Here is a 20,847-nt window from a genome sequence, read left to right as displayed (position 1 = left end):
CCTTGAGCTGGTTCGGACCGGTCGCGCCGATCGCGACGGAATCTAGAACGTCCTTTGCCGTCACCTCTTCGCAGCGACAGACGATGGTGTCGCCGGAGGGAATGCGGAACTGCGGCGGGGGGCGGAACAGCGTGTCGAGGAAGACGCGGCCGCGCTCGGCCTTGGCGAGATCAGCGCGCAGGCTCGCCATCGTGGGCAACTTCGCGGCGGCCGCTGGCGTCAGCGCTTCCACCGCTGCGCGCGCCGCTATCCGGCCGCGCACCACAGCCGCATTGGCGCCACCGATGCCGGCGCCATCGCCGGCGATGGCGATACCAGCGACCGAGGAATTTCCGCTCGCGTCCAGCACCGGCGACCAGCACAATTGCAGATCGTCCCAGCGGTGCTCGACGCCGGCCGCCATTGCCAGATTGACGTTGGGCACGACGCCCTGATGCAGCAGCAGCAAATCGGCGGGGACAGTCTCGCGCTTACCGCTGGCGACATAGCTCACGCTCGCGAGCTGACCGTCACCGGACGCTGCGAGCTCTGTGACGGCGGAGACGACCTGCACCTTCGCCTTCACCTCGCGCATCATCGACACGCCCTTGGCAAAATAGGGCGAGGTCAGGAAGGCGAAGGCATGGGGCAGCGCGGCGAAATAATTGCCGCGCTCGGTGGTGTCGAGGATGCGGTCGATCTGACCGCCGAGGCGCAGGATCTGCGCGGCGAGCAGCCAGAGCAGCGGCCCCTGCCCTGCGATGACGGTTCGGCCGTCAGGCACCAGAGCCGATGATTTCAACATGGTCTGCGCCGCGCCAGCCGTCATCACGCCGGGCAGCGTCCAGCCCGGAATCGGGAACGGCCGCTCCAGCGCGCCGGTCGCGAGGATCACCCGCTTTGCCTTGACGAAAGCGGACGCACCGCCGATCGACACGGCGATATCGAGATTGCGGTCGAGGCTCCACACGGTGGCGCGATGGATCACCTCGGCGCTGCTCGCGCGCAACGACTGCACGAGATCGGCACCGACCCAATAGTCCGCACCGAGCTGATTGCGCTCCGTGACCGGCGTCGACGAGATGGCGCGAAACACCTGGCCGCCGGGGCCGATATTCTCGTCGAGGAGCAGCGTAGACAGGCCGGCGTCGGCGGATGTCGCAGCCGCGGCGAGGCCGGCGGGACCGGCGCCGATCACCACGACGTCATAGGCTTCGCGCTTGGGAGCCAGACTCATCTTCCGATCTCCCGCTTCCCCTTCTGGATCTCGACCTGCATGCCCTCAGCAACGGGCACGAGGCAGCCCTGGCGGTTGCCGACGCCGTCGATGGTAACGAGACAGTCGAAGCACACGCCCATCATGCAATAAGGCAGCCGCGGCGCACCGCTCACCGCATTCGAGCGCCGCGCGTCGACGCCGGAGGCCAACAGCGCCGCGGAGACGGTGTCGCCCTGGCGCGCCGCGACCGCGACGCCGTCGACGAAGATCTGCACCTGAGGACGCTTGTCCTGTTCGGATCGTCTAAACATCGATGCCTCTTGGCTCCTTCATATCTCTAATAGCCGCTGTTGTTCGCCGCGCCCGCGCCCCCGAAGCGGCTGGCCGAGAACGCGCCGACCAGCTCCGGCTCGAGCGCGCCTTGCACCACCATGCGCGCGATCTCGAAGGCGTGGTTGGAGGCGAGCGTCACGCCGGAATGGCAGCAGGCGACGAAGGCACCGGGATGCGTCTCCGACTGGTCATAGATCGGAAAGCCGTCCTGCGGCATCACGCGGATACCGGCCCAGCTTCGGACCACGTTGAGCCGCGACAGATGCGGGAACATGCGCTGGGCGCGATCGGTCATCACGGCGCTGATCGAATGCTTCAGCGCGCGGTCGTCGAGCTCGTCCTCCTTGCTGTCGCCGATCATCACCGTGCCCTCGTCGGTCTGGCGGATCGTGGTCAGCGGATGCGGCAGGAACGGCATGGTGCGCTCGGTCACCACGATCTGGCCGCGCGTCGGCCCCATCGGGGCAAAGAGACCGACCATAGGCGCCAGCGTCTGGTTGGCATTGCCGGCCGCGAGCACGATCTTGGCGGCACGCAGCTCGCCCTGCGGCGTGGTCAGACGGAATTCACCGCCATTCTTGCTGATCGCCGAGACCGGACGTTCCGGAAAATAATCGATGCCGAACGCCCTGAAGCCGGTATGGAAGGCGCGGAACGTGCGCAGCGAATTGACGTGGCCGTCGAGCGGACAATAGCTGCCGCCGGAGACCTCGGGCCCGATCAGCGGCAACGCCTTCTTCACCTCGGATGCCGGCAGCATCTCCATCTTGTAATCGGCGGCGCCGACCTGGTTGTGCATGCGCTTGACCAGCTCGGTGCGCTGGCCGAACTCGTCCTCGCCGAGCGTGAGATGAAAGCCGCCATTCTGCTGAAGCGAGACGTCGAGGCCGGTCTGTTGCTTCAACTCGTCCGCGAGCCGGCTCCAGGCCTGCGACGCCCGTACGGTCCACACCGTATAAGCGGGCATGCCGAGGCCCTTGCTCTGCACCCAGACCAGCGCGAAATTCGCGCGGGAGGCGCGCTTGGTGATGTCGCCTTCGTCGAGCACGGCGACGCGCTTGCCGAGCCGGCCGAGGCCCCAGGCAATGGCGGAGCCGAGCAGCCCGCCGCCGACCACCGCGACGTCATAGTCTTTGGACATCAGTTCTCCTATCGTCCCGTATCGCCCTTGCCGGCGAGCACACGGTCGAGCCCGTAGAAGCGGTCGAGCACAATGAGGGCACCCATGGTGATCGCGATCACGCAGGCCGAGACCGACGTCACCAGCGGATCGATGTTGTCCTGGATGTAGAGGAACATGCGGACCGGCAACGTCTCGGTGCCGGGTGCCGCGAGGAAGACGGTCATGGTGAGATCGTCGAAGGATTGGATGAAGGCGAGTGCCCAGCCGCTAATGACGCCGGGCAGGATCAGCGGCAGGGTCACGCGGCGGAACAGCGTCCAGCCATTGGCGCCGAGCGAGAGCGCCGCCATCTCGACCGTGCGGTCCATGCCGGTCGCTGCAGCCAGCGTCAGCCGCAGCGCGAACGGAAACACGATGATGACATGCGCGATGATCAGCGCCGCGAAGCTGCCGCCCATCCCGGCGGATGTGAAGAAGCGCAGGAAGGCGATGCCGAGCACGACATGCGGGATCATCAGCGGCGACAGGAACAGGGCTGCCAGCGCGTCGCGCCCACGGAAGCGATAGCGCGCGATCGCAAGTGCCGCCGGCACCGCGAACAGCAGCGCCACCAGGGACGACAGCGCCCCGAGCCCGAGGCTGACCCAGAAGGCGTGGATGAATTCCGGATAGTTCGCGATCGTCCTGAACCAGCGCAGCGAAAAACCGTTGGTCGGCAGCGACAAATATCCCTCGGGCGTGAACGCGACCAGGCACACCACCAGGATCGGCGCCACCATGACCATGACGAAGACGGCATGGAAGATCAGCGCGAGCGGGCCGTTCCGTCTCATCGGAACACCTCCGCATAGCGACGCTCGATCAGGGCGTTGCTGCCGACGACGATCAGCACCAGCGCGGCGAGAAGCAGCGTTGCGACCGCAGCACCGAGCGGCCAGTTCAGCGTGTTGAGGAATTCGTCATAGGCGAGCGTTGCCGCCACCTTGAGCCGGCGGCCGCCGATGATGGCCGGCGTCGCAAAGGCGCTGGCCGAAAGCGAGAACACGATGATGGCGCCTGAGAGCACGCCGGGCATGATCTGCGGCATGATGATGCGGCGGATGATGGTCGCAGGATTCGCGCCGAGCGACATCGCGGCATTCTCGATCTGCGGATCGAGACGCTGCAGGGCCGCCCACACGGAGAGCACCATGAACGGCATCATCACATGCGCGAGCGCGATCACCATGCCGGTTTCGGTGAACATGAAGGGAATGGGCGAGCCGATCAGGCCGAGCGACATCAGGAGCTTGTTGACGAGCCCGTTGTTGCCGCCGAACAGCAGCGCCCAGCCCAGCGTGCGCGCGACGACGGAGATCAGCAGCGGCCCGAGGATGATCAGCAGGAAGAAGCTCTTCCAGCGCCCGCTCATGCGGTTGAGGATGTAGGCTTCGGGCGCACCGAGCAAAGCCGTCAGCAGAGTGGTCAGGACCGCGACCCGAAACGTTCGCCAGAACATCTCGGCGAAATAGGGATCGGTCGCGATCTCGTGCCAGTTCTTGAGGATGAAGACCGGCTCGATGCCCTTGTACTGGCCCCAATCGTGGAACGACAGCATCACGGTCATTGCGAGCGGGATCAGCAGAACGCCGACGAACAGCATCAGGGCCGGCGCCGTCAGCGCCCATGGCGCACGCGTGCTGCGTTCCTCGGCGACCGCGCTCATGCGCCGGCCCTCGCGCGCACGCTCATGTCCTCGGGCCGCCAGGCAAGGTGAACCGCCTCGCCTTCGGTTGGCTGGGCCTTGCCGTCGTTCTGGCGAATCACGATGGCCGGGCCGCATTCGCTCTCGCACTGGAACAGCCAGTGATTGCCCTGGAAGATGCGCGTGAGGATTTTTGCGTTGAGGCCCGCTTCGCCAAAGCCGATGCGCTCGGGGCGGATGCTGACGGTGACGGGACCATTGAGACCGGCCGGCGCCGGCGCACTCCAGGAGCCCGCGGTCAATTGCGCCGGCGTCGCGGTCCGGTCGACCATCGCGGCAAAATCGTTGGTCTTGCCGAGGAACTGCGAGACGAATGCCGAGGCCGGTTTCTCGTAGGTCTCCTGCGGCGACCCGATCTGCTCGATCTTGCCCTGGCTCATCACCACGATGCGGTCGGACAGCGACATCGCCTCGTTCTGGTCGTGGGTGACCAGGATCGTAGTGGTGCCGATGGTGCGCTGAATCTGGCGCAGCTCGATCTGCATCTCCTCGCGCAGCTTAGCGTCGAGATTGGACAGCGGCTCGTCGAGCAGCAGCACGCTCGGCTTGATCACCAGCGCGCGCGCCAGCGCCACGCGCTGCTGCTGGCCGCCGGACATGCGGCGGGGATGGCGGTCCTCGTAACCGGCAAGGCCCACCATCGCGAGCGCGGCACGGACGCGCTCGGCGCGCTCGTTGCGCGGCACGTTGCGCATTTCGAGACCGAAGGCGACGTTCTCCGCCGCGGTCATGTGCGGAAACAGCGCGTAGCTCTGGAACACGATGCCGAGTCCGCGCTTGGCCGGATGAATCGCGGTGAGATCCTTGCCCTCCAGGCGGATCGCGCCGCGCGTCGGGTCGAGGAAGCCCGCGATCATCTGCAACGTCGTGGTCTTGCCGCAGCCGGACGGGCCGAGAAAGGAAATGAACTCTCCTTTCCCCACCGACAGGCTGAAGTCGTCGACCACGGTTTGCGCGCCGAACTGCTTTGCGACCCGATCGAGCTCGAGATAGGCCATGCGCTGTCTCCGCTAGCGACGATCAGATCAACGCTCGACCTCGCGATTCCAGCGCTTGGTCCACTCCTCGCGCTTCTCGTTGATGACGGTCCAGTCCGGATTATACAGCTTGGCCGCGCGCTCGCCGATCGGCGCCATCTTGCCGAGCTCGGGCGGGATCACCAACGATTTCAGCACTGGGCCATAACCGTAATCCTTGAGCAACACGAGCTGGATCTTGGGATCGAGCAGCATCTTGACGAAGCTCGCGGCGAGTGGCGAGACATTGGGCTTGTTGATCGGACATGCCGTGGTCAGCAGCGTTGCCGCGCCTTCCTTCGGGTAAACGAAGTCGACCGGGAAGCCGGTATTGGCGAAGCTCTGCACGCGGCCGGTGCCCCACACCGCGATCACCGCCTGACCGGACTGGAACAGCTCCGTCATCTTGCCCGGCGACGGCTCGTAGGCGAGCACGTTCGGATTGATCTGCTCCTTGAAGATCTTGAAGCCGGACTCGACGTTGGTCTCGCCGCCGCCGTTCATCTTCGACAGCATCACCAGCGCTTCCAGGCCATAGGTGTTGTTGATCGGCGGAATCACCAGCTGCTTGGCGTATTTCGTGTCCTTCAGATCGTTCCAGGAGGTCGGCGGCGCCCAGCCTTTCTCCTTGAACACCTTGGTGTTGTACATCAGGCCGGTCGCGACGATGCCGATCGCGACCGCGCGATCGTCCTTGAAACGCGCAGTGTCGTAGAGATCGGCCGGCAGGCCCTCGAGCTTGCCGCAGAAGCCGAGCTGGATCGCCTGGTACATCGGGCCGTCATCGACGATGGCGACGTCGATCTGCTGGTTGCCCTTCTGCGCCTGAAGCTTGGCCAGCGTGTCGGTGGAGTTGCCGGCGACGTACTCGACCTTGACGCCGTTTTCCTTCTCGAAGGCCGGGATCACCTCGTCGCGGATGGTCTTCTCGAACGAGCCGCCATAGCCGGCGACATAGAGCGTCTTTTGCTGGGCCGAGGCGGCCGACGGGACGGCAATGAGGGCTGCGATGCTGACCGCGGCCAGAAGGCAAAAAGTCTTCATGTGGTCCGATCTCCATACCGGAATGAGGTGACGTGCCGACAAGTCTCCGACTGAGGCACCTTCCGCATTTCCTTCCGCGCAAACCCCTCCCCGATCAGGGCTCCGGCCCCTGCTCGACGGGTTTGGCGCGACCTGGGGGGTTTGAACCCCTCCAATCTGCCGAAAAAGCGGGCTGGCTCCAGCTCTGATGAAAAAGATCGCAGACCGGCACTTCCATCGTCCAATGAATAATGGCACCCTTTGCATGCCGAAATGTTATGAATGGAATTTGGAATGGCGCGGATCAATTCGCGGCAGGTCGAGGCCTTCCGCGCGACGATGCTGACCGGCAGCGTCACCGAGGCGGCGAAGCTGATGGTGGTGACGCAGCCCGCGGTCAGCCGGCTGCTGCGCGACTTCCAGGCGCTCTTGAAGATGGAGTTGTTCGAGCGCCGCGGCACCGGTCTGGTGCCGACCGCGGCCGCGATGGCGCTCTATACCGAGGTCGAACGCTCCTTCGTCGGCCTGGACCGCATCTCCGCCGCCGCCGAGGAAATCCGCGGGCGCCGCACCGGCTCGCTGCGCATCGCCGCGCTGCCGGCCTTGGCGAACGGCTATCTGCCGCGTCTCGCCGGACACTTCCTGAAGGAACGGCCCAACCTCAACCTCGCCTTCTTCGGCGTGATCTCACCGATCGTGGTGGACTGGGTGCTGAACAATCAATGCGACATCGGCTTTGCCGAGGTGCCGATTGCGCATTCCGGTTTGCCGAGCCTGCGGCTGCCGGCGCTCGCCCGCGTGGCGGTGCTGCCGACCGGACATCATCTGGCAGAGAAGGAAGTGCTGGAGCCGCGCGACTTCGAGGGCGAGACGTTCATCTCGCTGTCGGCGGGATCGTCGAGCCGGCACCTCGTCGATCAGGTCTTCCATCGCAGCGACGTCCGCCGCGTGCTCCGGGTCGAGACCACGCTGTCGGAGATCATGTGCGGGATGGTGTCATCGGGACTCGGGGTGTCGATCTGTGATCCCTTCACCGCCCAGGAATTTGCGACGCGCGGCGTCGTCGTGCGCCGCTTCCTGCCGCGCATCGACTTTGAATTCTCCGCCGTCTTCCCGGCGCAGCGCAGTCCCTCGCCGGTGGCACTGGATCTGGTCGAGACCATGCGCAAGGCGCTCATTGAGTTCGAGGACGAGTCGGCACGGGATTTTGCACCGGGCTGACTTGGACCTCTTGGAAGCCTGCGGTATCCTCTCCCGTCTCCGCAGGGCACGACATGGCACGCATCACCATCATCGAGACCGGGCTCGTTCCTGAAAAACATCGCGAGCGCCACGGCTCGTTTCCGGACATGTTCGCGCGCATGGTCCGCGCCGCGGATCCGGCAGCCGGTGTGGATGTCATCAGCATCCCGAACGGCGATGCGCTGCCCGAGCCGCGCAAGCTCGAAGCCGTGCTGATCACAGGTGCTGCAGCCGGCGTCTATGATGGGCTCGACTGGATCGCACCGCTGGAAGATTTCGTGCGCAGCGCTCACGCCAACAAGACGCCAATGGTGGGCGTCTGCTTCGGCCACCAACTGATCGCGCAGGCGCTCGGCGGCACCGTGCGCAAGTCCGACAAGGGCTGGGGCATCGGCCGGCACGTCTATCAGGTGCTGCCCGGGAACGGCGTGATCGACGGCGAAACGGTCGCGATCGCTGCCTCGCACCAGGACCAGGTGATCGAGCCGCCGAACGACGCGCTGACGATCCTCTCCTCCGACTTCACGCCGCATGCCGGCCTGCTCTACGCCAACGGCACCACGCTGACCGTGCAGCCGCATCCGGAATTCGACGTCGAATTCGCGCAAGTGTGCTGCGATCTGCGCGACGGCAAGGCGCCGGATGACGTGGTCGCAACAGCGAGGCAGTCGCTGGCGGAGCCGATGGACAGCGCAAAGCTCGGTGGCGCGATTACGAGGTTCTTGGCGCGGCGCGCGACGCCTTAGTTTCCAACTGTCGCCACGGAGACCCTTCCCTTCTCCCCCTGTGGGAGAAGGTGGCGCGAAGCGACGGATGAGGGGTATCTATCCGCGAACTCAATTGTGAGAGCTACTCGCCGAGAGATACCCCTCACCCGTCTCGCCGCTGCGCGGCGAGCCACCCTCTCCCGCAAGGGGAGAGGGTGCAGTGTGCATGCCGCACCATCTCGCAAGCCTCAGAACGGATCAGTCCCCAGCCCCGCCACATCCGCCGGCCGCGGACCCGGCGCAGGCCAGTGAAAGCGGCGGTCCTTCTCGGCGATCATGATGTCGTTGATCGACGCCTCGCGCCGTTTCATCAGGCCGTGCTCGTCGAACTCCCACTGCTCGTTGCCGTAGGAACGATACCATTGGCCTTTGCCGTCGTGCCATTCGTATTGGAAGCGCACCGCGATGCGGTTGCCGTCGAAAGCCCAGAGGTCCTTGATCAGGCGGTAATCCTGCTCCTTTTCCCATTTGCGGGTGAGGAAGGCGACGATGGCCTCGCGGCCCTGAAACACCTCCGAGCGATTGCGCCAGCGGCTGTCCTCGGTATAGGCGAGCGACACCTTCACCGGATCGCGCGAATTCCAGGCATCCTCGGCCATACGCGCTTTTTGCGCGGCAGTTTCTCTCGTGAAGGGCGGAAGCGGCGGGCGCGACATGGAAGGCCTCATCGATGGGTTGAGGCCGCAATCTATCGCTGCATCTGGCGGAGTCGATAGGCCGTTACCAATCAGGCGATCACTTATCGGGCGATCACGAAATCAAATCGGCCTTCATCAAGGTGCGGATCGATTTCGGGATCGGTTGCGCGCGGCCGCCACTGATGAAGGCGACCCGCACCTCGGCCTTCACCAGCACGTCCTCACCACGCCGCACCTCCTGCGCCAGCATGATGGAGGCGCCCTTCACTGCGACCGGCCAGGTCACGACGTCGAGCACATCGTCCATTCGCGCCGGCTTGAGGAAATCCAGATGCATCGAGCGCACGACGAAGGCAAAGCCCGCGCCCTCCGTCTCGACCTGGTCGAACAGCGCCTGCTGTTCGGCGCCCATCAGCCTCAGATGGTTGGTCCGTCCGCGCTCCATGTAGCGCAGATAATTGGCGTGATAGACGATCCCCGAGAAATCGGTGTCTTCGTAATAGACGCGGACCTGCATGTGGTGGCGGCCGTCGCGGATCTCGCCGTCGAGATGGGCAGTCACGTCGCGAGCCTCTTCGCTTGTCGGTCACCGGCCCGTTTTGCGCAAAAACAGGCGGTCGCGCAAGCGTGTTAGGACACAACCGGTGAGGTTCGCCCCAGCGTGACCTCGACGATCTCCGGCGGCACGCCGAAACGGAGCGGCATGATGCTGCAACCGAGGCCGCCGGAGACGATGACGTCGCATTTCAGCCTGATATGACCATAGGCGAGGTGGATGCCCTGCTGCGGCGGCACCGCCGGCGACCAGCCGAGCAAGCGAATCTGGCCGCCATGGGTGTGGCCGGACAGTTGCAGCGCGACGCGCGCGGGTACGCGCGGCGCGATGTTGGGCTCGTGGGCGAGCAGGATGATCGGCGCATCGTCCGTGACCTTGGCGAGCGTCGCGCCGAGATCGTCGGCCCCGAAACGCGACACGGTGCGAAACCGGCGCGCCGGCAGGAAGGCGAGCTGATCGCCGAGGCCGGCGAGCCAGAATGGACGGCCGTCCTTGGTAAGGCGTACGACGTCGTTCTCGTAGACGGGAATGCCGGCCGCTTCCAGCGCGCGATGCGCGATGGTCGGGCCGTGCCCGGTCCGCTGCACGGTCCTGTCGTCCCAATAATCATGGTTGCCCATGACGGCATGGACGCCGAGCGGCGCCTTGAGGCCGCCGAGCACTTTAGCCCATTCGCTGGAGGGGATGATGCGCGTGACGTGGTGCAGGCCGGCGACATAGTCGCCGAGCAGCACGATGATATCAGGCTTCAGCGCGTTGGTGCGGTCGACGATGGCCTCGATCCGCTCCAGCGGCATCCAGGGATCGCAGGCATGAACGTCGGCGATGACGGCGATCTTCAGAGGAAAATCGGCCGGCCATTGCCGCGGCGTCGGATGATAGCGGGTGACGCGAAGCCGCAGCACCGGCTCGACGGCGACGCCATAGGCGGCGGTCGAGATGCCGAGGGCGGACAGGCCGCCGATGGAGCGGATGAGATGACGGCGCGTGATCATGGAAGCCCGTTTCTGATGCAGCCTCTCGATGCGATCCGATTGGAGCGGAATTGGGGTACGCCCGTGCAGGCCGTCAGCATCCTCGTGCAGAAGCCTGCACAAACATTACCAGCGGCTCTCGCCAATCAGCGCGTCCAGTCGCGCCTTCAATTCGTCGGGCGCGCGATAATACCAGACACCGCCGAGCAGCTCGCGAAAACGTTCGTTGACACGCGCCTCACGCTCGATGCGGTCGATCGTTGCGGCGTTGATCACGTCTTCGAGGGGTCCCGCGGCCAGCAGCGACAGCAGCACGGGATTGGCCTCGATCTTCAGGACTTCCAGGACGAGGTCGATCAAGCCGTCGGGATCCTCCTCGCGCAGGTCGCGCTCGAAATCCATAATTGCGAACAGATTGTCGTCCTGGTCGCGATCGGACTTGGAATATTGCTCGACCCAGGCACGGGCGAGCGCAGCGGCCGACAGGCTGGCGTAATCGAGCGGCTCGCGCGGCGTGCGCTGGGCTAGATGGTCGGCCTGCCAGGCCTTCCCGTCGGCATGCTCTACAATGCGCGCCATCAAGGGATCGTCCGGCGCGCCATGCACGCCGCCGAGCAGCCAACGCAACCGATCGTTGCGCATGGCTTCGTGCTCGATGCGGTCGATCACCGCCTCGCCATGCGCATAGAGCAGCGAGAGCAGGAACTTGTCGTTGAGCTGCATCACGGTCGGCTTGTCGGCCTCGGTCCTGAGCACCTCCAGCACGAGATCGAGCGCCTGTTGCGGGCGGCGCTGCGGCAGACGATCGAAATAGAGTTTCAGGGCCCAGACGCTGCCGACCTGGTCACGCCGGCTGACGCGCTGGAGCGCGCACCACATCGATGCCAGCTCACCGATCGGCATTGGATCCAGGAACGCCTCGGTCTCGTCAGGCGTGCGCAACTGCGGCGCGGCAACGATGACCTCGAGCAGCCCGGTGTCGTCCGTCAGCCCCATTTCTTCCAGCTCCAATCCGTATGCGTAAGCGGCGAAGCGAGTGCGCCGCATGTTCGGATTAGTGATGGGATTGAAGCGGTGGGTTCACCGGTTGCGGCAGTCAGTCATCCTCGGACGAATCCGTGCCGAACAACCCGAACTGGGCCGGATCGCGATTTGGCTCGGCCAGGCCGAGATGGCGAAAGGCATGCGAGGTCAGCAGCCGGCCGCGCGGGGTGCGCTGGAGATAGCCGCACTGGATCAGATAGGGCTCGATGATGTCCTCGATCGCATCGCGCGGTTCCGACAAGGCCGCAGCCATGGTCTCGACGCCGACGGGGCCGCCGCCATAGTTCATCGCGATGGTGGTGAGATAGCGGCGGTCCATGGCGTCGAGCCCCGCGGCATCGACCTCGAGCGCGCTCAGCGCGTGGTCGGCAATCTTGCGGTCGATCTTGTCGGCATCGGCTGCCGAGGCGAAATCGCGCACGCGGCGGAGCAGACGGCCGGCGATGCGCGGCGTGCCGCGCGCGCGGCGCGCGATCTCGTTGGCGCCATCGGCGCTCATGCCGACATTGAGCACGCGCGCGCCGCGGCTGACGATGCTCTCCAATTCCTCGATCGTGTAGAAATTCAGCCGCACCGGAATGCCGAAGCGGTCGCGCAGCGGATTGGTGAGCAGGCCCGCGCGCGTGGTGGCGCCGACGAGCGTGAACTTCGACAGCTCGATCTTCACCGAGCGCGCCGCCGGGCCCTCGCCGATGATGAGGTCGAGCTGAAAGTCCTCCATCGCGGGATAGAGCACCTCTTCCACCGCCGGGCTGAGGCGATGGATCTCGTCGATGAAGAGCACGTCGCGCTCTTCGAGGTTGGTGAGGAGCGCGGCAAGATCGCCGGCCTTGGCAATGACGGGCCCCGACGTGGCCCGGAAGCCGACGCCGAGCTCCTTCGCCACGATCTGCGCCAGCGTGGTCTTGCCGAGGCCCGGGGGACCGACGAACAGCACGTGATCCAGCGCCTCGCCGCGCTTGCGCGCCGCCTCGATGAAGATCGACAGGTTCTTGCGCGCCTGCGCCTGTCCGACGAAATCGGACAGCGATTGCGGCCGCAGCGCGGTGTCGCCGACATCGTCGCTGCGGCGCTCGGGCGAAACCATGCGGTTGGCCTTGGGATCGCTCACTTCGCGAGCTCCTTCAGGCCGAGGCGGATCAACTGCGCCGTCTCGGCGCCTTCACCCGCACTGCGCGAGGCCGATGCGATCGCCGCGGCCGCCTGCGGCTGGCCGTAGCCGAGATTGACCAGCGCGGAGATCGCATCCGCCACGGGGCGCGGCGCGCGTTGGTCGTCGACGGCCCCGGCGAGATGCACGACGGCCGGATCGACATTGGCAAAGGCCGGCGCCTTGTCCTTCAATTCGGTGACGATGCGCTCGGCGACCTTGGGGCCGACGCCGGGCGTGCGCGCCACCGCGGCCTTATCACGCAGCGCGATGGCGTTGGCGAGATCGGAAGGCTGCAGCGTGCCGAGCACGGCGAGCGCGACCTTGGCACCGACGCCCTGCACGGTCTGGAGCAGGCGAAACCATTCGCGCTCCTGGTCGGTGCGGAAGCCGAACAGTTTTATTTGATCCTCGCGGACGTAAGTCTCGATCGACAGCACGGCCGCCTCGCCCGGCGAGGGCAGGTGCTGCAATGTGCGCGAGGAGCAATGCACCTGATAGCCGACGCCGCCGACGTCGAGGATGACGAAATCCTCGCCGTATGAATCGATCAGGCCCTTGAGCTTGCCGATCATATCCCCACCACCTTCAGGCGCAGCGCGGTGCTCTGGCGGTGATGGGCATGGGTGATGGCGATGGCGAGCGCGTCGGCGGCGTCCGCCGACGGCGGCTCGGCCTTGGGCAGCAAGATTTTCAGCATCATCGCGATCTGTTGCTTGTCGGCGTGACCGGCGCCGACCACGGTCTTCTTGACCTGGTTCGGCGCGTATTCGGCGACGGAGATGCCGAACATTGCGGGCGCCAGCATGGCGACGCCGCGGGCCTGGCCGAGCTTCAGCGTCGCGACGCCGTCCTTGTTGACGAAGGTCTGCTCGACCGCGGCTTCCATCGGCTGGTGATGCGACAGAACGGCGGCAAGCCCCTCATGGATCGCGAGCAGCCGGCTCGCCAGCGGCAGATCGTCCGGTGGCTCCACCGAGCCGCAGGCGACGTAAATGAGGCGATTGCCCTCGGCCTCGATCACGCCCCAGCCGGTGCGGCGCAGGCCGGGGTCGATGCCGATGATGCGGACGGGGCCACGAATCGGGAGCGCAGTCATGGGCCAGTGATAGCGGCTGGCTGGACCCAGGGAAACAGAAACAGAACGGAAGTAACAGGGGAAAGGCGGTCTCGTGCCCCGGGCGCGACGCAGCACGAAGTGATGGGTCGCAGAACCAGGGCCCATACTCCCGCGGCGCGTGAAGCACCATGGGTCCCGGCTCTGCGCAGCAGCGTTTCACGCTGCAGCGCGTCCGGGACACGAGCGGCATCAGCCGCCCATCTTCGCGACCAGCGCGTCCGATATCTCGAAATTGGCGTAGACCTGCTGCACGTCGTCGTGCTCGTTGAGCAAGTCCATCAGCTTCAAGAGCTTCTCGCCGGTCTCGTCGTCGACCGCGACGGTGTTCTGCGGTTTCCAGATCAGAGCGGCCTTGCGGGGCTCGCCGAACTTGGCTTCCAGCGCCTTGGCGACGTCGCGATAGCCTTCGGTCGAGGCGTAGATCTCGTGGCCGCCCTCGCTGGAGACGACATCGTCGGCGCCGGCCTCGATCGCCGCATCCAGCACCGCGTCGTCGGAGGCGACGCTGCGGTCGTATTCGATGATGCCGGTGCGGTCGAACATGAACGACACCGAGCCGGTTTCACCCAGATTGCCGCCGGACTTGGTGAAGAAGGAGCGTATGTCGGAGGCGGCGCGGTTGCGGTTGTCGGTCAGCGCCTCGACGATGACGGCGACGCCGCCGGGGCCGTAGCCTTCATAGCGGATCTCGTCATAGTTCTCGCCGTCGCTGCCGAGCGCCTTCTTGATGGCGCGCTCGATATTGTCCTTCGGCATGTTCTCCTGGCGCGCGGCGATCACGGCGGCGCGCAGGCGCGGGTTCATGGCGGGGTCCGGGGTGCCGAGCTTGGCCGCGACGGTGATTTCCCGCGCCAGCTTGCCGAACAGCTTCGACTTCTGCGCATCCTGCCGCCCCTTGCGGTGCATGATGTTCTTGAATTGGGAATGTCCGGCCATGCGTGGTCTCTTGAATGGTCTTTGGTTCGCCGATGGGCTGGGAAGCGCGGCCTTATAGGCCGCCAACACGGCGGAATCAAAGGGGCTCTGGTGCCCTAAGGTAGCACCGTAGAGGTAGCCGCCGTATTGGCCCGTGCCTAGAGGTGGGGCACCGTTAACCCTGATTTCATTCCGGCCTGCGAAAATAGCGTCCGCCCGTTCCCCGACAAGAGAGACGTGATGGCGTTCGGACTATTTCGGAAGCGTCTGCCTGACATGGCTGCGCCTGCGGCAGCACCGCAGGCCGCGCAGCCGGTGGCCAATTCCGAGCCCGCCCCGGCGGCCGAAGCCGATTCCGCCAGGGAAATCCTGGAATTGCTGGAACTCGAACTGGGCGCGATGATTCGCCAGCTCGAGCGCGCCGCCAATTCCGTGGCCGGGGGCGCCGAGGCGACTGCCACCACGCTGGCCGCCATTCGCGACCGCACCGATGCCCTGACCGGCCGCACCAATGCGGCGCAATCGACCGCATCCACCTTCGCCCATGCCGCCGACAAATTCACCCAGTCGGCGCTGGGGATCGGCGCGCAGGTCCGCGAGGCCGGCAAGCTCGCCGACGAGGCCAGCGCCGCCGCACAGGAAGCCCGTGCCAATGTCGACCGCCTGCGCGAATCCTCCGCCGCGATCGGCAATGTCGTCAATCTGATCGCGCAGATCGCGCGGCAGACGACGCTGCTCGCGCTGAACTCGACCATCGAGGCCGCACGCGCGGGCGCTGCCGGCAAGGGCTTTGCCGTCGTCGCCACCGAGGTCAAGGCCCTCGCGGTGCAGACGCAAGGCGCGACCGAAGAGATCACCAGGAAAATCGACGCGCTCCAGCGCGACGCCGCCGGCTCCGCGGACGCCGTGCACCGCATCTCGCAGGCGATCGAGGCGATCCGCCCGGTGTTCGAGACGGTCAACGGCGCGGTCGCCGAGCAGAACGCCACCACCAGCGAAGTCTCAGGCAACGCCGCCAGCGCCTCCGAGTTCATCGTCTCGGTCGGCGAGAGCGCTGCCGAGATCGATGCCGCGACCAAGGCGGCCGAGAGCCATGGCGAGAACGTCGCCAGCGCCGGCAAGGCCGTCACCACCTTCGCGCAGAAGCTGAAATCGCGCTGCGCCGTGCTGCTGCGGCAGAGCGAGCATGACGACCGCCGCAAGACCGAGCGCCTGCCCTGCCATCTCAAGCTCGAGACCGCGCGCGGCGTGCTGCCGGTCTATGAAATCGCGATGGACGGCGTGCTGATCGGCGGCGCCGATGCCGGCCGGCTTGCATCCCAAGCCGTGATCGAAGGCACGCTCGAACATGTCGGCGCCTGCCGTCTGCGCGTGGTCGAGCAAACCAAGGCCGGCGCGCGCGCGCAATTCGTCAGCCCCGACGCGGCACTGCGCGAGAAGATCGAAGACAGGCTCTGGTCGATCCATGAGGAGAATACCGAGTTCGTCACCCGCGCCATGGAAGCGGGCAACGCGCTGACCAAGATCTTCGAGCAGGCCGTCGCGCGCGGCGAGGTCAAGCTCGACGATCTCTTCGATACCGATTACGCGGAAATTGCCGGGACCAACCCGCAGCAATATCGCACGAAATATCTGGACTGGGCGGACCGCGCGCTGCCGCCCTTCCAGGAGGCCTTCTTGGCGAAGGACCCGCGCATGGCGTTCTGCGCCATGGTCGACCGCAACGGCTTCCTGCCGGTGCACAACAAGATCTATTCGCATCCGCAGCGGCCGGGCGATGTCGCCTGGAACACGGCCAACAGCCGCAACCGGCGCATATTCAACGATCCGGCGGGGTTGGCGGCTGGGCGCAACCTGCGCTCGTACCTGGTCCAGAGCTATGCGCGCGACATGGGCAACGGAAACACCGTGATGATGCGGGAGATCGACATCCCGATCCGCGTGCAGGGCCGGCACTGGGGCGGATTCCGCACGGCCTACAAACTGTAGTGCACGCTCAGGCAAGACGGCGGCGACGAATCATCCTCTAAACTCGAATCGGAATGGAAATGCCGCCGTGAGCCGGCGAACGGCTCTGACTGGAGGATTCATCGAAACATGTCCGTCGCACAACTTGCAGTCATGGACACCGGCTCGAACCGGACGCTGGCCGAGCGGCTGATCGACCAGCTCGCCGATCGCATCGGCGGGCTCGGCGTGGAACTCGCCGATATCGCCGGCAACGTCCAGGAAGTGGCAAACCGCGTTTCGAACCAGTCGGAGCGGTTCCATCATCTCCAGAAGACGGCCGAGACCATGGTCACGGCCAACCATGACATCGCCAATGCATCGCAGGCGGTGCAGACGACGACGTCCGCCGCGGTCGGCGAGATCGCGCAGTCGCGCAGCGCCGTCGATACCGCGGTCAGCCACATCTCCGAGCTCGTCGCAGCCGTTGAGCGCATCGAGGCGCGCCTGAGCGCCGTCGGCTCGGCGCTGGCGCAGGTCGCGAAAGTGTCTGGCTCGATCGAGGCGATCGCGAAGCAAACCAATCTGCTGGCGCTGAACGCGACGATCGAAGCGGCCCGTGCCGGCAATGCCGGCCGCGGCTTCGCCGTGGTCGCAAGCGAAGTGAAGAACCTCGCGGAAGCCACCCGCCAGGCCACGCATCAGATCTCCGACACCGTGCGCGATCTCGACGGCCAGATCGAAGGCCTGATCGGTGAAAGCAGCGACGCCTCGCAGCGCGCCAAGACCGCCGGCGAAGGCGCCCAGCAGATCTCGGGCATCATCTCGCGCGTCCAGCAGGGCTTTGCCTCCGTCGAGGCGGAGATCGACAGCGTCGCGCGGGCGGCGACCTCCAATCTCGGACATTGCGACACCGTCATCAGCGAGCTCAACGAACTCGCCAAGGGGGTCGATCTGTCCTCGCGCGATCTCAAGAGCGCCGATCAGCGCGTGACGAAGCTGCTCGACACGTCCGAAGGCCTGATCGCGCTGATTGCCGACAGCGGCGTGGAGACGTCGGACGCACCGCTGATCCGCGTCGTCGTCGAGACCGCCAAGCGGATCTCGGCCGAGTTCGAAGCCGCGATCGATCGCGGCGAGGTCACGCTCGACCAGCTGATGGACGAGAGGTATCGCGAAATTCCCGGCACCGATCCCAAACAATACCTCACCAATTACGTCGACTTCACCGACCGCGTGCTGCCTGCGATCCAGGACCCGATTCAGAAATCCGATCCCCGCATCGTGTTCTGCGTCGCCTGGGCCAAGGGCGGCTATCTGCCGACCCACAATCCGAACTACCGCCTGCCGCAGGGCAAGGACCCGGTCTGGAACAACGCCAATTGCCGCAACCGCCGCCTGTTCACCGATCGCGCGATGAAGAAGGTCGCAGGCAGCACCAAACCGTTCCTGCTGCAGACCTACCGCCGCGACATGGGCGGCGGGCAGTTCGTGCTGATGAAGGATCTGTCCTCGCCGATCATGGTCCGCGGCAAGCACTGGGGCGCCTTCCGGATGGGTTTTCGGCAGAGCTGAGAACCGTCGCGACGGCGCCGCACAGGCCTCTCCGAACAGAGGCGCGAAAACAACCCCATGCACAGTAGCCGGGATGAGTGAAATCAATGACTTACGCGCGCAGGCCGCGGGCGGTTTGATTTGTCGGGCAAAACAGGAGTAGAATGCTATTATTCCGAAATAGCAGAGGCTCGCCTTCCGGCCCCCGCATAGGCGAAGACGACTAATTTAGCTCAACCAGAACTTCGGCGTCGCCGGCTCCAGCCTTCCGCCCATGCGCACCGGCGCGATCTTCAACGCAAGCCCTGTCGCATCGTCCGTCTCCACGGCCACACCGCTCAACGTCGCGGTACCCGCGGCCGGCTCGAAGCGGCCGGACGGAATCCCCGAGGTGAATCTCCGCAGCGGCTCTTCCTTCTGCATGCCGATGATGGAATCGTAATCGCCGGTCATGCCCGCATCGGTCATGTAGGCGGTGCCGCCTGTGAGGATCTGGTGATCGGCGGTCGGCACATGCGTATGCGTGCCGACGACGAGGCTGGCGCGGCCGTCGCAGAAGAAGCCGATGCCCTGCTTCTCGCTTGAAGCCTCGCAATGGAAGTCGACGACGATGGCGTCCGCAGCGACGCCGAGCGGGCAGGCGCCAAGTTCGCGCTCGAGCGCGGCGAAGGGATCATCGAACGGGGTCATGAAGACGCGGCCGAGCGCGTTGACGACGAGGGCATGCTTGCCGTTCTTGGTCTCGACCAGAGCGGCGCCGCGGCCCGGCGTGCCGCGCGGATAGTTCGCAGGGCGCACCAGGCGGTCGGCGCGCTCGATGAACACCAGGGCCTCGCGCTGGTCCCAGGAGTGATTGCCGAGCGTCACCGCGTCGGCGCCGGCCTCGAGAAACTCCTGGTAGATCGCTTCCGTGATGCCGAAGCCGCCCGCCGAATTCTCGCCGTTGACGACGACCAGATCGAGCGACCAGTCCTTGACCAAGCCGGGCAGATATTCAGTGATTGCTTCGCGCCCGCTACGGCCGACGACATCACCCACGAAGAGAATGCGCAACTTCAGAACTCCGGAAATCGAACACGTCCGATTCGGTTAGCACATAATCCAGCGCGACGTCGTGGGATAGTGCCGGAACCGCCTCGATCTCCTGCGCTGCAAACGCAAGGCCGATGCCGACGATGTGCTTGGTTTTGCGCAAATGCGCGAAGGTGAAATCGTAATGTCCGGCGCCATAGCCGATGCGGTGGCCGAGGCGGTCGAAGGCGGCGAGCGGCGTCAGCATGATGTCGGGGATGACTTCGGCGGCGGCGGGCGACGGCTCGGGAATGCCGAGCGGGCCGAGCATCAACCGATCGTTCGGATGAAACAGGCGGAAGATCAGCGCCTGGCCGCGCGCGGTGACGCAAGGCAGCGCCAGCTTCGCGCCCTCCTCGGCGAGCTTCTTCAACAGCGGCATTGGATCGATCTCGCTGCGGATCGGCGAATAGCCCGAGACGATGCTGCCGGGCAGCAGCGTGAACGGGAGCCCGCGCTTGGCGAGCTTTGCAGCGGCGGCGGTGCGCTTCTTCTCGCTCAGCGCGTCGCGCTTGGCGAGGGCCTTGGCACGGAGTTCGGCTTTGGAGTTGGGCATGTGCTGCGGTCTCCCACGTCATCACCCGCGAAGGCGGGTGATCCAGTATTCCAGAGGCGGTGGTGATTCACACAAAGGCCGCGGCGTACTGGATTCCCCGCTTCGCGGGGAATGACACCTACTCAATTGGCCGCAGTTCGACAGGCACGAACCAGAAGAAAGAAACAGTGCGAAGCCGCGTACGCCGTTGAAGCACTCGATCCCGGAGTTCCCTACGAAAGTAGGTGGGCACCATATGTCCGGGCCCACGGGCCCGGCCAGGGACAGTTCCCTAAAGGATCGATAAGGCCCCGGGGATATATGGCTCCTGACGCACGTCGCAGCCTCGCCGGGTCAATGTAACAACGATACTGACGAATCGCCAGTGGCGCGAAGTGAGCATGCGGCCATCCTTCGAGACGCCCGCTTTGCGGGCTCCTCAGGATGAGGACCGAGTGCTTAGCAGCAGTTGGCAAAGCTGTCGGTTAGCCTCATCCTGAGGAGACCGCGGAGCGGTTGTCTCGAAGGACGAGGCGCTTGCGCAGGCCGCGGGGCAGCGCCCTACCCGATCGCAATCCCGTTGCCGACGGTGCGGTTCAAGACCTGGGTCGACTTCTCGATGCGTTCGGCGGCAGCGTTCAGGGCATTGACCACGGCGGTCTGCGTCATCCTGGCGCGCTCGACGGCGGCGTTGCGGAAATCCCTGAGCTCGGTCAGCTCCTGCTCCAGCGTGCGGACGCGGTTGCTGGTGTCGACCAGCTCGTCGCACACGGTCAGCGCAGCCATCACGGTGAGGCGCGCATCGCCGATCTCGCCGAATTTTCCGCGCAGCGACTGGATGCGTGTCTCCAGGGTTTCGGCGAGCTTGAGCAGCCGCACCTCCTGGCCCTCCTCGCA

22 protein-coding genes and 1 other RNA gene are annotated in these 20,847 nt (G+C 65.5%); 4 read left to right on the top strand and 19 right to left on the bottom strand.

Annotation, left to right across the window (positions count from 1 at the left end; genetic code table 11):
- The 7 genes from SE91_RS01150 to SE91_RS01120 all read right to left on the bottom strand — a co-directional run.
- A partial coding sequence (locus SE91_RS01150; RefSeq protein WP_061846280.1) for an FAD-dependent oxidoreductase occupies positions 1 to 1,216 on the bottom strand: 1,216 nt, incomplete at its 3' end.
- Positions 1,213 to 1,509 (bottom strand): (2Fe-2S)-binding protein, encoded by a 297-nt coding sequence (locus tag SE91_RS01145; protein ID WP_061846279.1) that lies wholly within the window; start codon positions 1,507 to 1,509, stop codon positions 1,213 to 1,215. The genes SE91_RS01150 and SE91_RS01145, both read right to left, overlap by 4 nt.
- Positions 1,510 to 1,535: 26 nt before the next feature.
- Positions 1,536 to 2,672 carry an NAD(P)/FAD-dependent oxidoreductase gene (locus SE91_RS01140; protein WP_061846278.1) on the bottom strand — a complete coding sequence of 379 codons (1,137 nt, stop codon included), beginning with the start codon at positions 2,670 to 2,672 and terminating at the stop codon, positions 1,536 to 1,538.
- Between the two features lie 8 nt (positions 2,673 to 2,680).
- Positions 2,681 to 3,487: an ABC transporter permease gene (locus SE91_RS01135; RefSeq protein ID WP_061846277.1), complete on the bottom strand. Its 807-nt coding sequence runs from the start codon at positions 3,485 to 3,487 to the stop codon at positions 2,681 to 2,683.
- Entirely contained in the window at positions 3,484 to 4,359 is an 876-nt protein-coding gene (locus SE91_RS01130) for an ABC transporter permease (protein ID WP_061846276.1), read from the bottom strand. The genes SE91_RS01135 and SE91_RS01130 overlap by 4 nt, the downstream gene beginning before the upstream one ends.
- Positions 4,356 to 5,396 carry an ABC transporter ATP-binding protein gene (locus tag SE91_RS01125; protein ID WP_061846275.1) on the bottom strand — a complete coding sequence of 347 codons (1,041 nt, stop codon included), beginning with the start codon at positions 5,394 to 5,396 and terminating at the stop codon, positions 4,356 to 4,358. Before SE91_RS01125 ends, SE91_RS01130 begins: the two co-directional genes overlap by 4 nt.
- 27 nt (positions 5,397 to 5,423) lie before the next feature.
- Positions 5,424 to 6,458: an ABC transporter substrate-binding protein gene (locus tag SE91_RS01120; RefSeq protein ID WP_061846274.1), complete on the bottom strand. Its 1,035-nt coding sequence runs from the start codon at positions 6,456 to 6,458 to the stop codon at positions 5,424 to 5,426.
- Between the two features lie 273 nt (positions 6,459 to 6,731).
- Between SE91_RS01120 and SE91_RS01115 the strand changes: the two genes are divergently transcribed.
- Positions 6,732 to 7,658, top strand: coding sequence for a LysR substrate-binding domain-containing protein (locus SE91_RS01115; RefSeq protein ID WP_061846273.1), 927 nt, complete (start codon positions 6,732 to 6,734; stop codon positions 7,656 to 7,658).
- A 53-nt stretch (positions 7,659 to 7,711) separates the two neighbouring features.
- Positions 7,712 to 8,425: a type 1 glutamine amidotransferase gene (locus SE91_RS01110; protein ID WP_061846272.1), complete on the top strand. Its 714-nt coding sequence runs from the start codon at positions 7,712 to 7,714 to the stop codon at positions 8,423 to 8,425.
- Between the two features lie 209 nt (positions 8,426 to 8,634).
- Here the strand turns inward: SE91_RS01110 and SE91_RS01105 are convergent, their stop codons facing one another.
- The 8 genes from SE91_RS01105 to SE91_RS01070 form a co-directional block, all read right to left on the bottom strand.
- Positions 8,635 to 9,102 (bottom strand): nuclear transport factor 2 family protein, encoded by a 468-nt coding sequence (locus SE91_RS01105; RefSeq protein ID WP_061846271.1) that lies wholly within the window; start codon positions 9,100 to 9,102, stop codon positions 8,635 to 8,637.
- A 94-nt stretch (positions 9,103 to 9,196) separates the two neighbouring features.
- A complete protein-coding gene (gene ybgC / locus SE91_RS01100) occupies positions 9,197 to 9,646 on the bottom strand; it encodes a tol-pal system-associated acyl-CoA thioesterase (RefSeq protein WP_082813630.1) in 450 nt (149 codons plus the stop codon).
- Positions 9,647 to 9,714: 68 nt separating this feature from the next.
- A complete protein-coding gene (locus SE91_RS01095; RefSeq protein WP_061846270.1) occupies positions 9,715 to 10,635 on the bottom strand; it encodes a metallophosphoesterase in 921 nt (306 codons plus the stop codon).
- Positions 10,636 to 10,740: 105 nt separating this feature from the next.
- The gene (locus SE91_RS01090) at positions 10,741 to 11,610 is read right to left on the bottom strand and encodes a DUF6869 domain-containing protein (protein ID WP_061846269.1); all 870 of its coding nucleotides are present in this window, start codon (positions 11,608 to 11,610) and stop codon (positions 10,741 to 10,743) included.
- A 100-nt stretch (positions 11,611 to 11,710) separates the two neighbouring features.
- Positions 11,711 to 12,745: a Holliday junction branch migration DNA helicase RuvB gene (gene ruvB, locus SE91_RS01085; protein ID WP_197489556.1), complete on the bottom strand. Its 1,035-nt coding sequence runs from the start codon at positions 12,743 to 12,745 to the stop codon at positions 11,711 to 11,713.
- 20 nt (positions 12,746 to 12,765) lie between these two features.
- Positions 12,766 to 13,383, bottom strand: coding sequence for a Holliday junction branch migration protein RuvA (ruvA, locus tag SE91_RS01080; protein WP_025034044.1), 618 nt, complete (start codon positions 13,381 to 13,383; stop codon positions 12,766 to 12,768).
- Positions 13,380 to 13,907, bottom strand: a complete 528-nt coding sequence (gene ruvC / locus SE91_RS01075; RefSeq protein WP_061846267.1) for a crossover junction endodeoxyribonuclease RuvC — start codon at positions 13,905 to 13,907, stop codon at positions 13,380 to 13,382. Before ruvC ends, ruvA begins: the two co-directional genes overlap by 4 nt.
- 210 nt (positions 13,908 to 14,117) lie before the next feature.
- The gene (locus SE91_RS01070) at positions 14,118 to 14,864 is read right to left on the bottom strand and encodes a YebC/PmpR family DNA-binding transcriptional regulator (RefSeq protein ID WP_061846266.1); all 747 of its coding nucleotides are present in this window, start codon (positions 14,862 to 14,864) and stop codon (positions 14,118 to 14,120) included.
- 219 nt (positions 14,865 to 15,083) lie between these two features.
- Between SE91_RS01070 and SE91_RS01065 the strand changes: the two genes are divergently transcribed.
- Complete coding sequence (locus SE91_RS01065; protein WP_061846265.1) at positions 15,084 to 16,832, top strand: methyl-accepting chemotaxis protein; 1,749 nt, start codon at positions 15,084 to 15,086, stop codon at positions 16,830 to 16,832.
- Between the two features lie 108 nt (positions 16,833 to 16,940).
- Positions 16,941 to 18,365 carry a methyl-accepting chemotaxis protein gene (locus SE91_RS01060; protein WP_061846264.1) on the top strand — a complete coding sequence of 475 codons (1,425 nt, stop codon included), beginning with the start codon at positions 16,941 to 16,943 and terminating at the stop codon, positions 18,363 to 18,365.
- A 207-nt stretch (positions 18,366 to 18,572) separates the two neighbouring features.
- Here the strand turns inward: SE91_RS01060 and SE91_RS01055 are convergent, their stop codons facing one another.
- The 4 genes from SE91_RS01055 to SE91_RS01040 all read right to left on the bottom strand — a co-directional run.
- Entirely contained in the window at positions 18,573 to 19,397 is an 825-nt protein-coding gene (locus tag SE91_RS01055; protein WP_061846263.1) for a TIGR00282 family metallophosphoesterase, read from the bottom strand.
- Complete coding sequence (locus SE91_RS01050; protein ID WP_061846262.1) at positions 19,375 to 19,971, bottom strand: 5-formyltetrahydrofolate cyclo-ligase; 597 nt, start codon at positions 19,969 to 19,971, stop codon at positions 19,375 to 19,377. Before SE91_RS01050 ends, SE91_RS01055 begins: the two co-directional genes overlap by 23 nt.
- Before the next feature lie 168 nt (positions 19,972 to 20,139).
- Positions 20,140 to 20,300: non-coding RNA, 6S RNA (ssrS, locus tag SE91_RS01045), on the bottom strand.
- Between the two features lie 211 nt (positions 20,301 to 20,511).
- Positions 20,512 to 20,847, bottom strand: a 336-nt coding sequence (locus tag SE91_RS01040; protein ID WP_061846261.1) for a cell division protein ZapA, incomplete at its 5' end; no start/stop codon positions are given.

It is taken from the genome of Bradyrhizobium sp. DOA1 (assembly GCF_001593325.1).
Taxonomy (GTDB): Bacteria; Pseudomonadota; Alphaproteobacteria; order Rhizobiales; family Xanthobacteraceae; genus Bradyrhizobium.
This window is presented reverse-complemented; position numbering and strand designations above follow the sequence as displayed.

Bases quoted from the DNA above. Each gene is read 5' to 3' on its own strand.
- SE91_RS01145 (WP_061846279.1), bottom strand. From the start codon at position 1,509: ATGTTTAGACGATCCGAACAGGACAAGCGTCCTCAGGTGCAGATCTTC.
- SE91_RS01140 (WP_061846278.1), bottom strand. From the start codon at position 2,672: ATGTCCAAAGACTATGACGTCGCGGTGGTCGGCGGCGGGCTGCTCGGC.
- SE91_RS01135 (WP_061846277.1), bottom strand. From the start codon at position 3,487: ATGAGACGGAACGGCCCGCTCGCGCTGATCTTCCATGCCGTCTTCGTC.
- SE91_RS01130 (WP_061846276.1), bottom strand. From the start codon at position 4,359: ATGAGCGCGGTCGCCGAGGAACGCAGCACGCGTGCGCCATGGGCGCTG.
- SE91_RS01125 (WP_061846275.1), bottom strand. From the start codon at position 5,396: ATGGCCTATCTCGAGCTCGATCGGGTCGCAAAGCAGTTCGGCGCGCAA.
- SE91_RS01120 (WP_061846274.1), bottom strand. From the start codon at position 6,458: ATGAAGACTTTTTGCCTTCTGGCCGCGGTCAGCATCGCAGCCCTCATT.
- SE91_RS01115 (WP_061846273.1), top strand. From the start codon at position 6,732: ATGGCGCGGATCAATTCGCGGCAGGTCGAGGCCTTCCGCGCGACGATG.
- SE91_RS01110 (WP_061846272.1), top strand. From the start codon at position 7,712: ATGGCACGCATCACCATCATCGAGACCGGGCTCGTTCCTGAAAAACAT.
- SE91_RS01105 (WP_061846271.1), bottom strand. From the start codon at position 9,102: ATGTCGCGCCCGCCGCTTCCGCCCTTCACGAGAGAAACTGCCGCGCAA.
- SE91_RS01095 (WP_061846270.1), bottom strand. From the start codon at position 10,635: ATGATCACGCGCCGTCATCTCATCCGCTCCATCGGCGGCCTGTCCGCC.
- SE91_RS01090 (WP_061846269.1), bottom strand. From the start codon at position 11,610: ATGGGGCTGACGGACGACACCGGGCTGCTCGAGGTCATCGTTGCCGCG.
- ruvB (WP_197489556.1), bottom strand. From the start codon at position 12,745: ATGGTTTCGCCCGAGCGCCGCAGCGACGATGTCGGCGACACCGCGCTG.
- ruvA (WP_025034044.1), bottom strand. From the start codon at position 13,383: ATGATCGGCAAGCTCAAGGGCCTGATCGATTCATACGGCGAGGATTTC.
- ruvC (WP_061846267.1), bottom strand. From the start codon at position 13,907: ATGACTGCGCTCCCGATTCGTGGCCCCGTCCGCATCATCGGCATCGAC.
- SE91_RS01070 (WP_061846266.1), bottom strand. From the start codon at position 14,864: ATGGCCGGACATTCCCAATTCAAGAACATCATGCACCGCAAGGGGCGG.
- SE91_RS01065 (WP_061846265.1), top strand. From the start codon at position 15,084: ATGGCGTTCGGACTATTTCGGAAGCGTCTGCCTGACATGGCTGCGCCT.
- SE91_RS01060 (WP_061846264.1), top strand. From the start codon at position 16,941: ATGTCCGTCGCACAACTTGCAGTCATGGACACCGGCTCGAACCGGACG.
- SE91_RS01050 (WP_061846262.1), bottom strand. From the start codon at position 19,971: ATGCCCAACTCCAAAGCCGAACTCCGTGCCAAGGCCCTCGCCAAGCGC.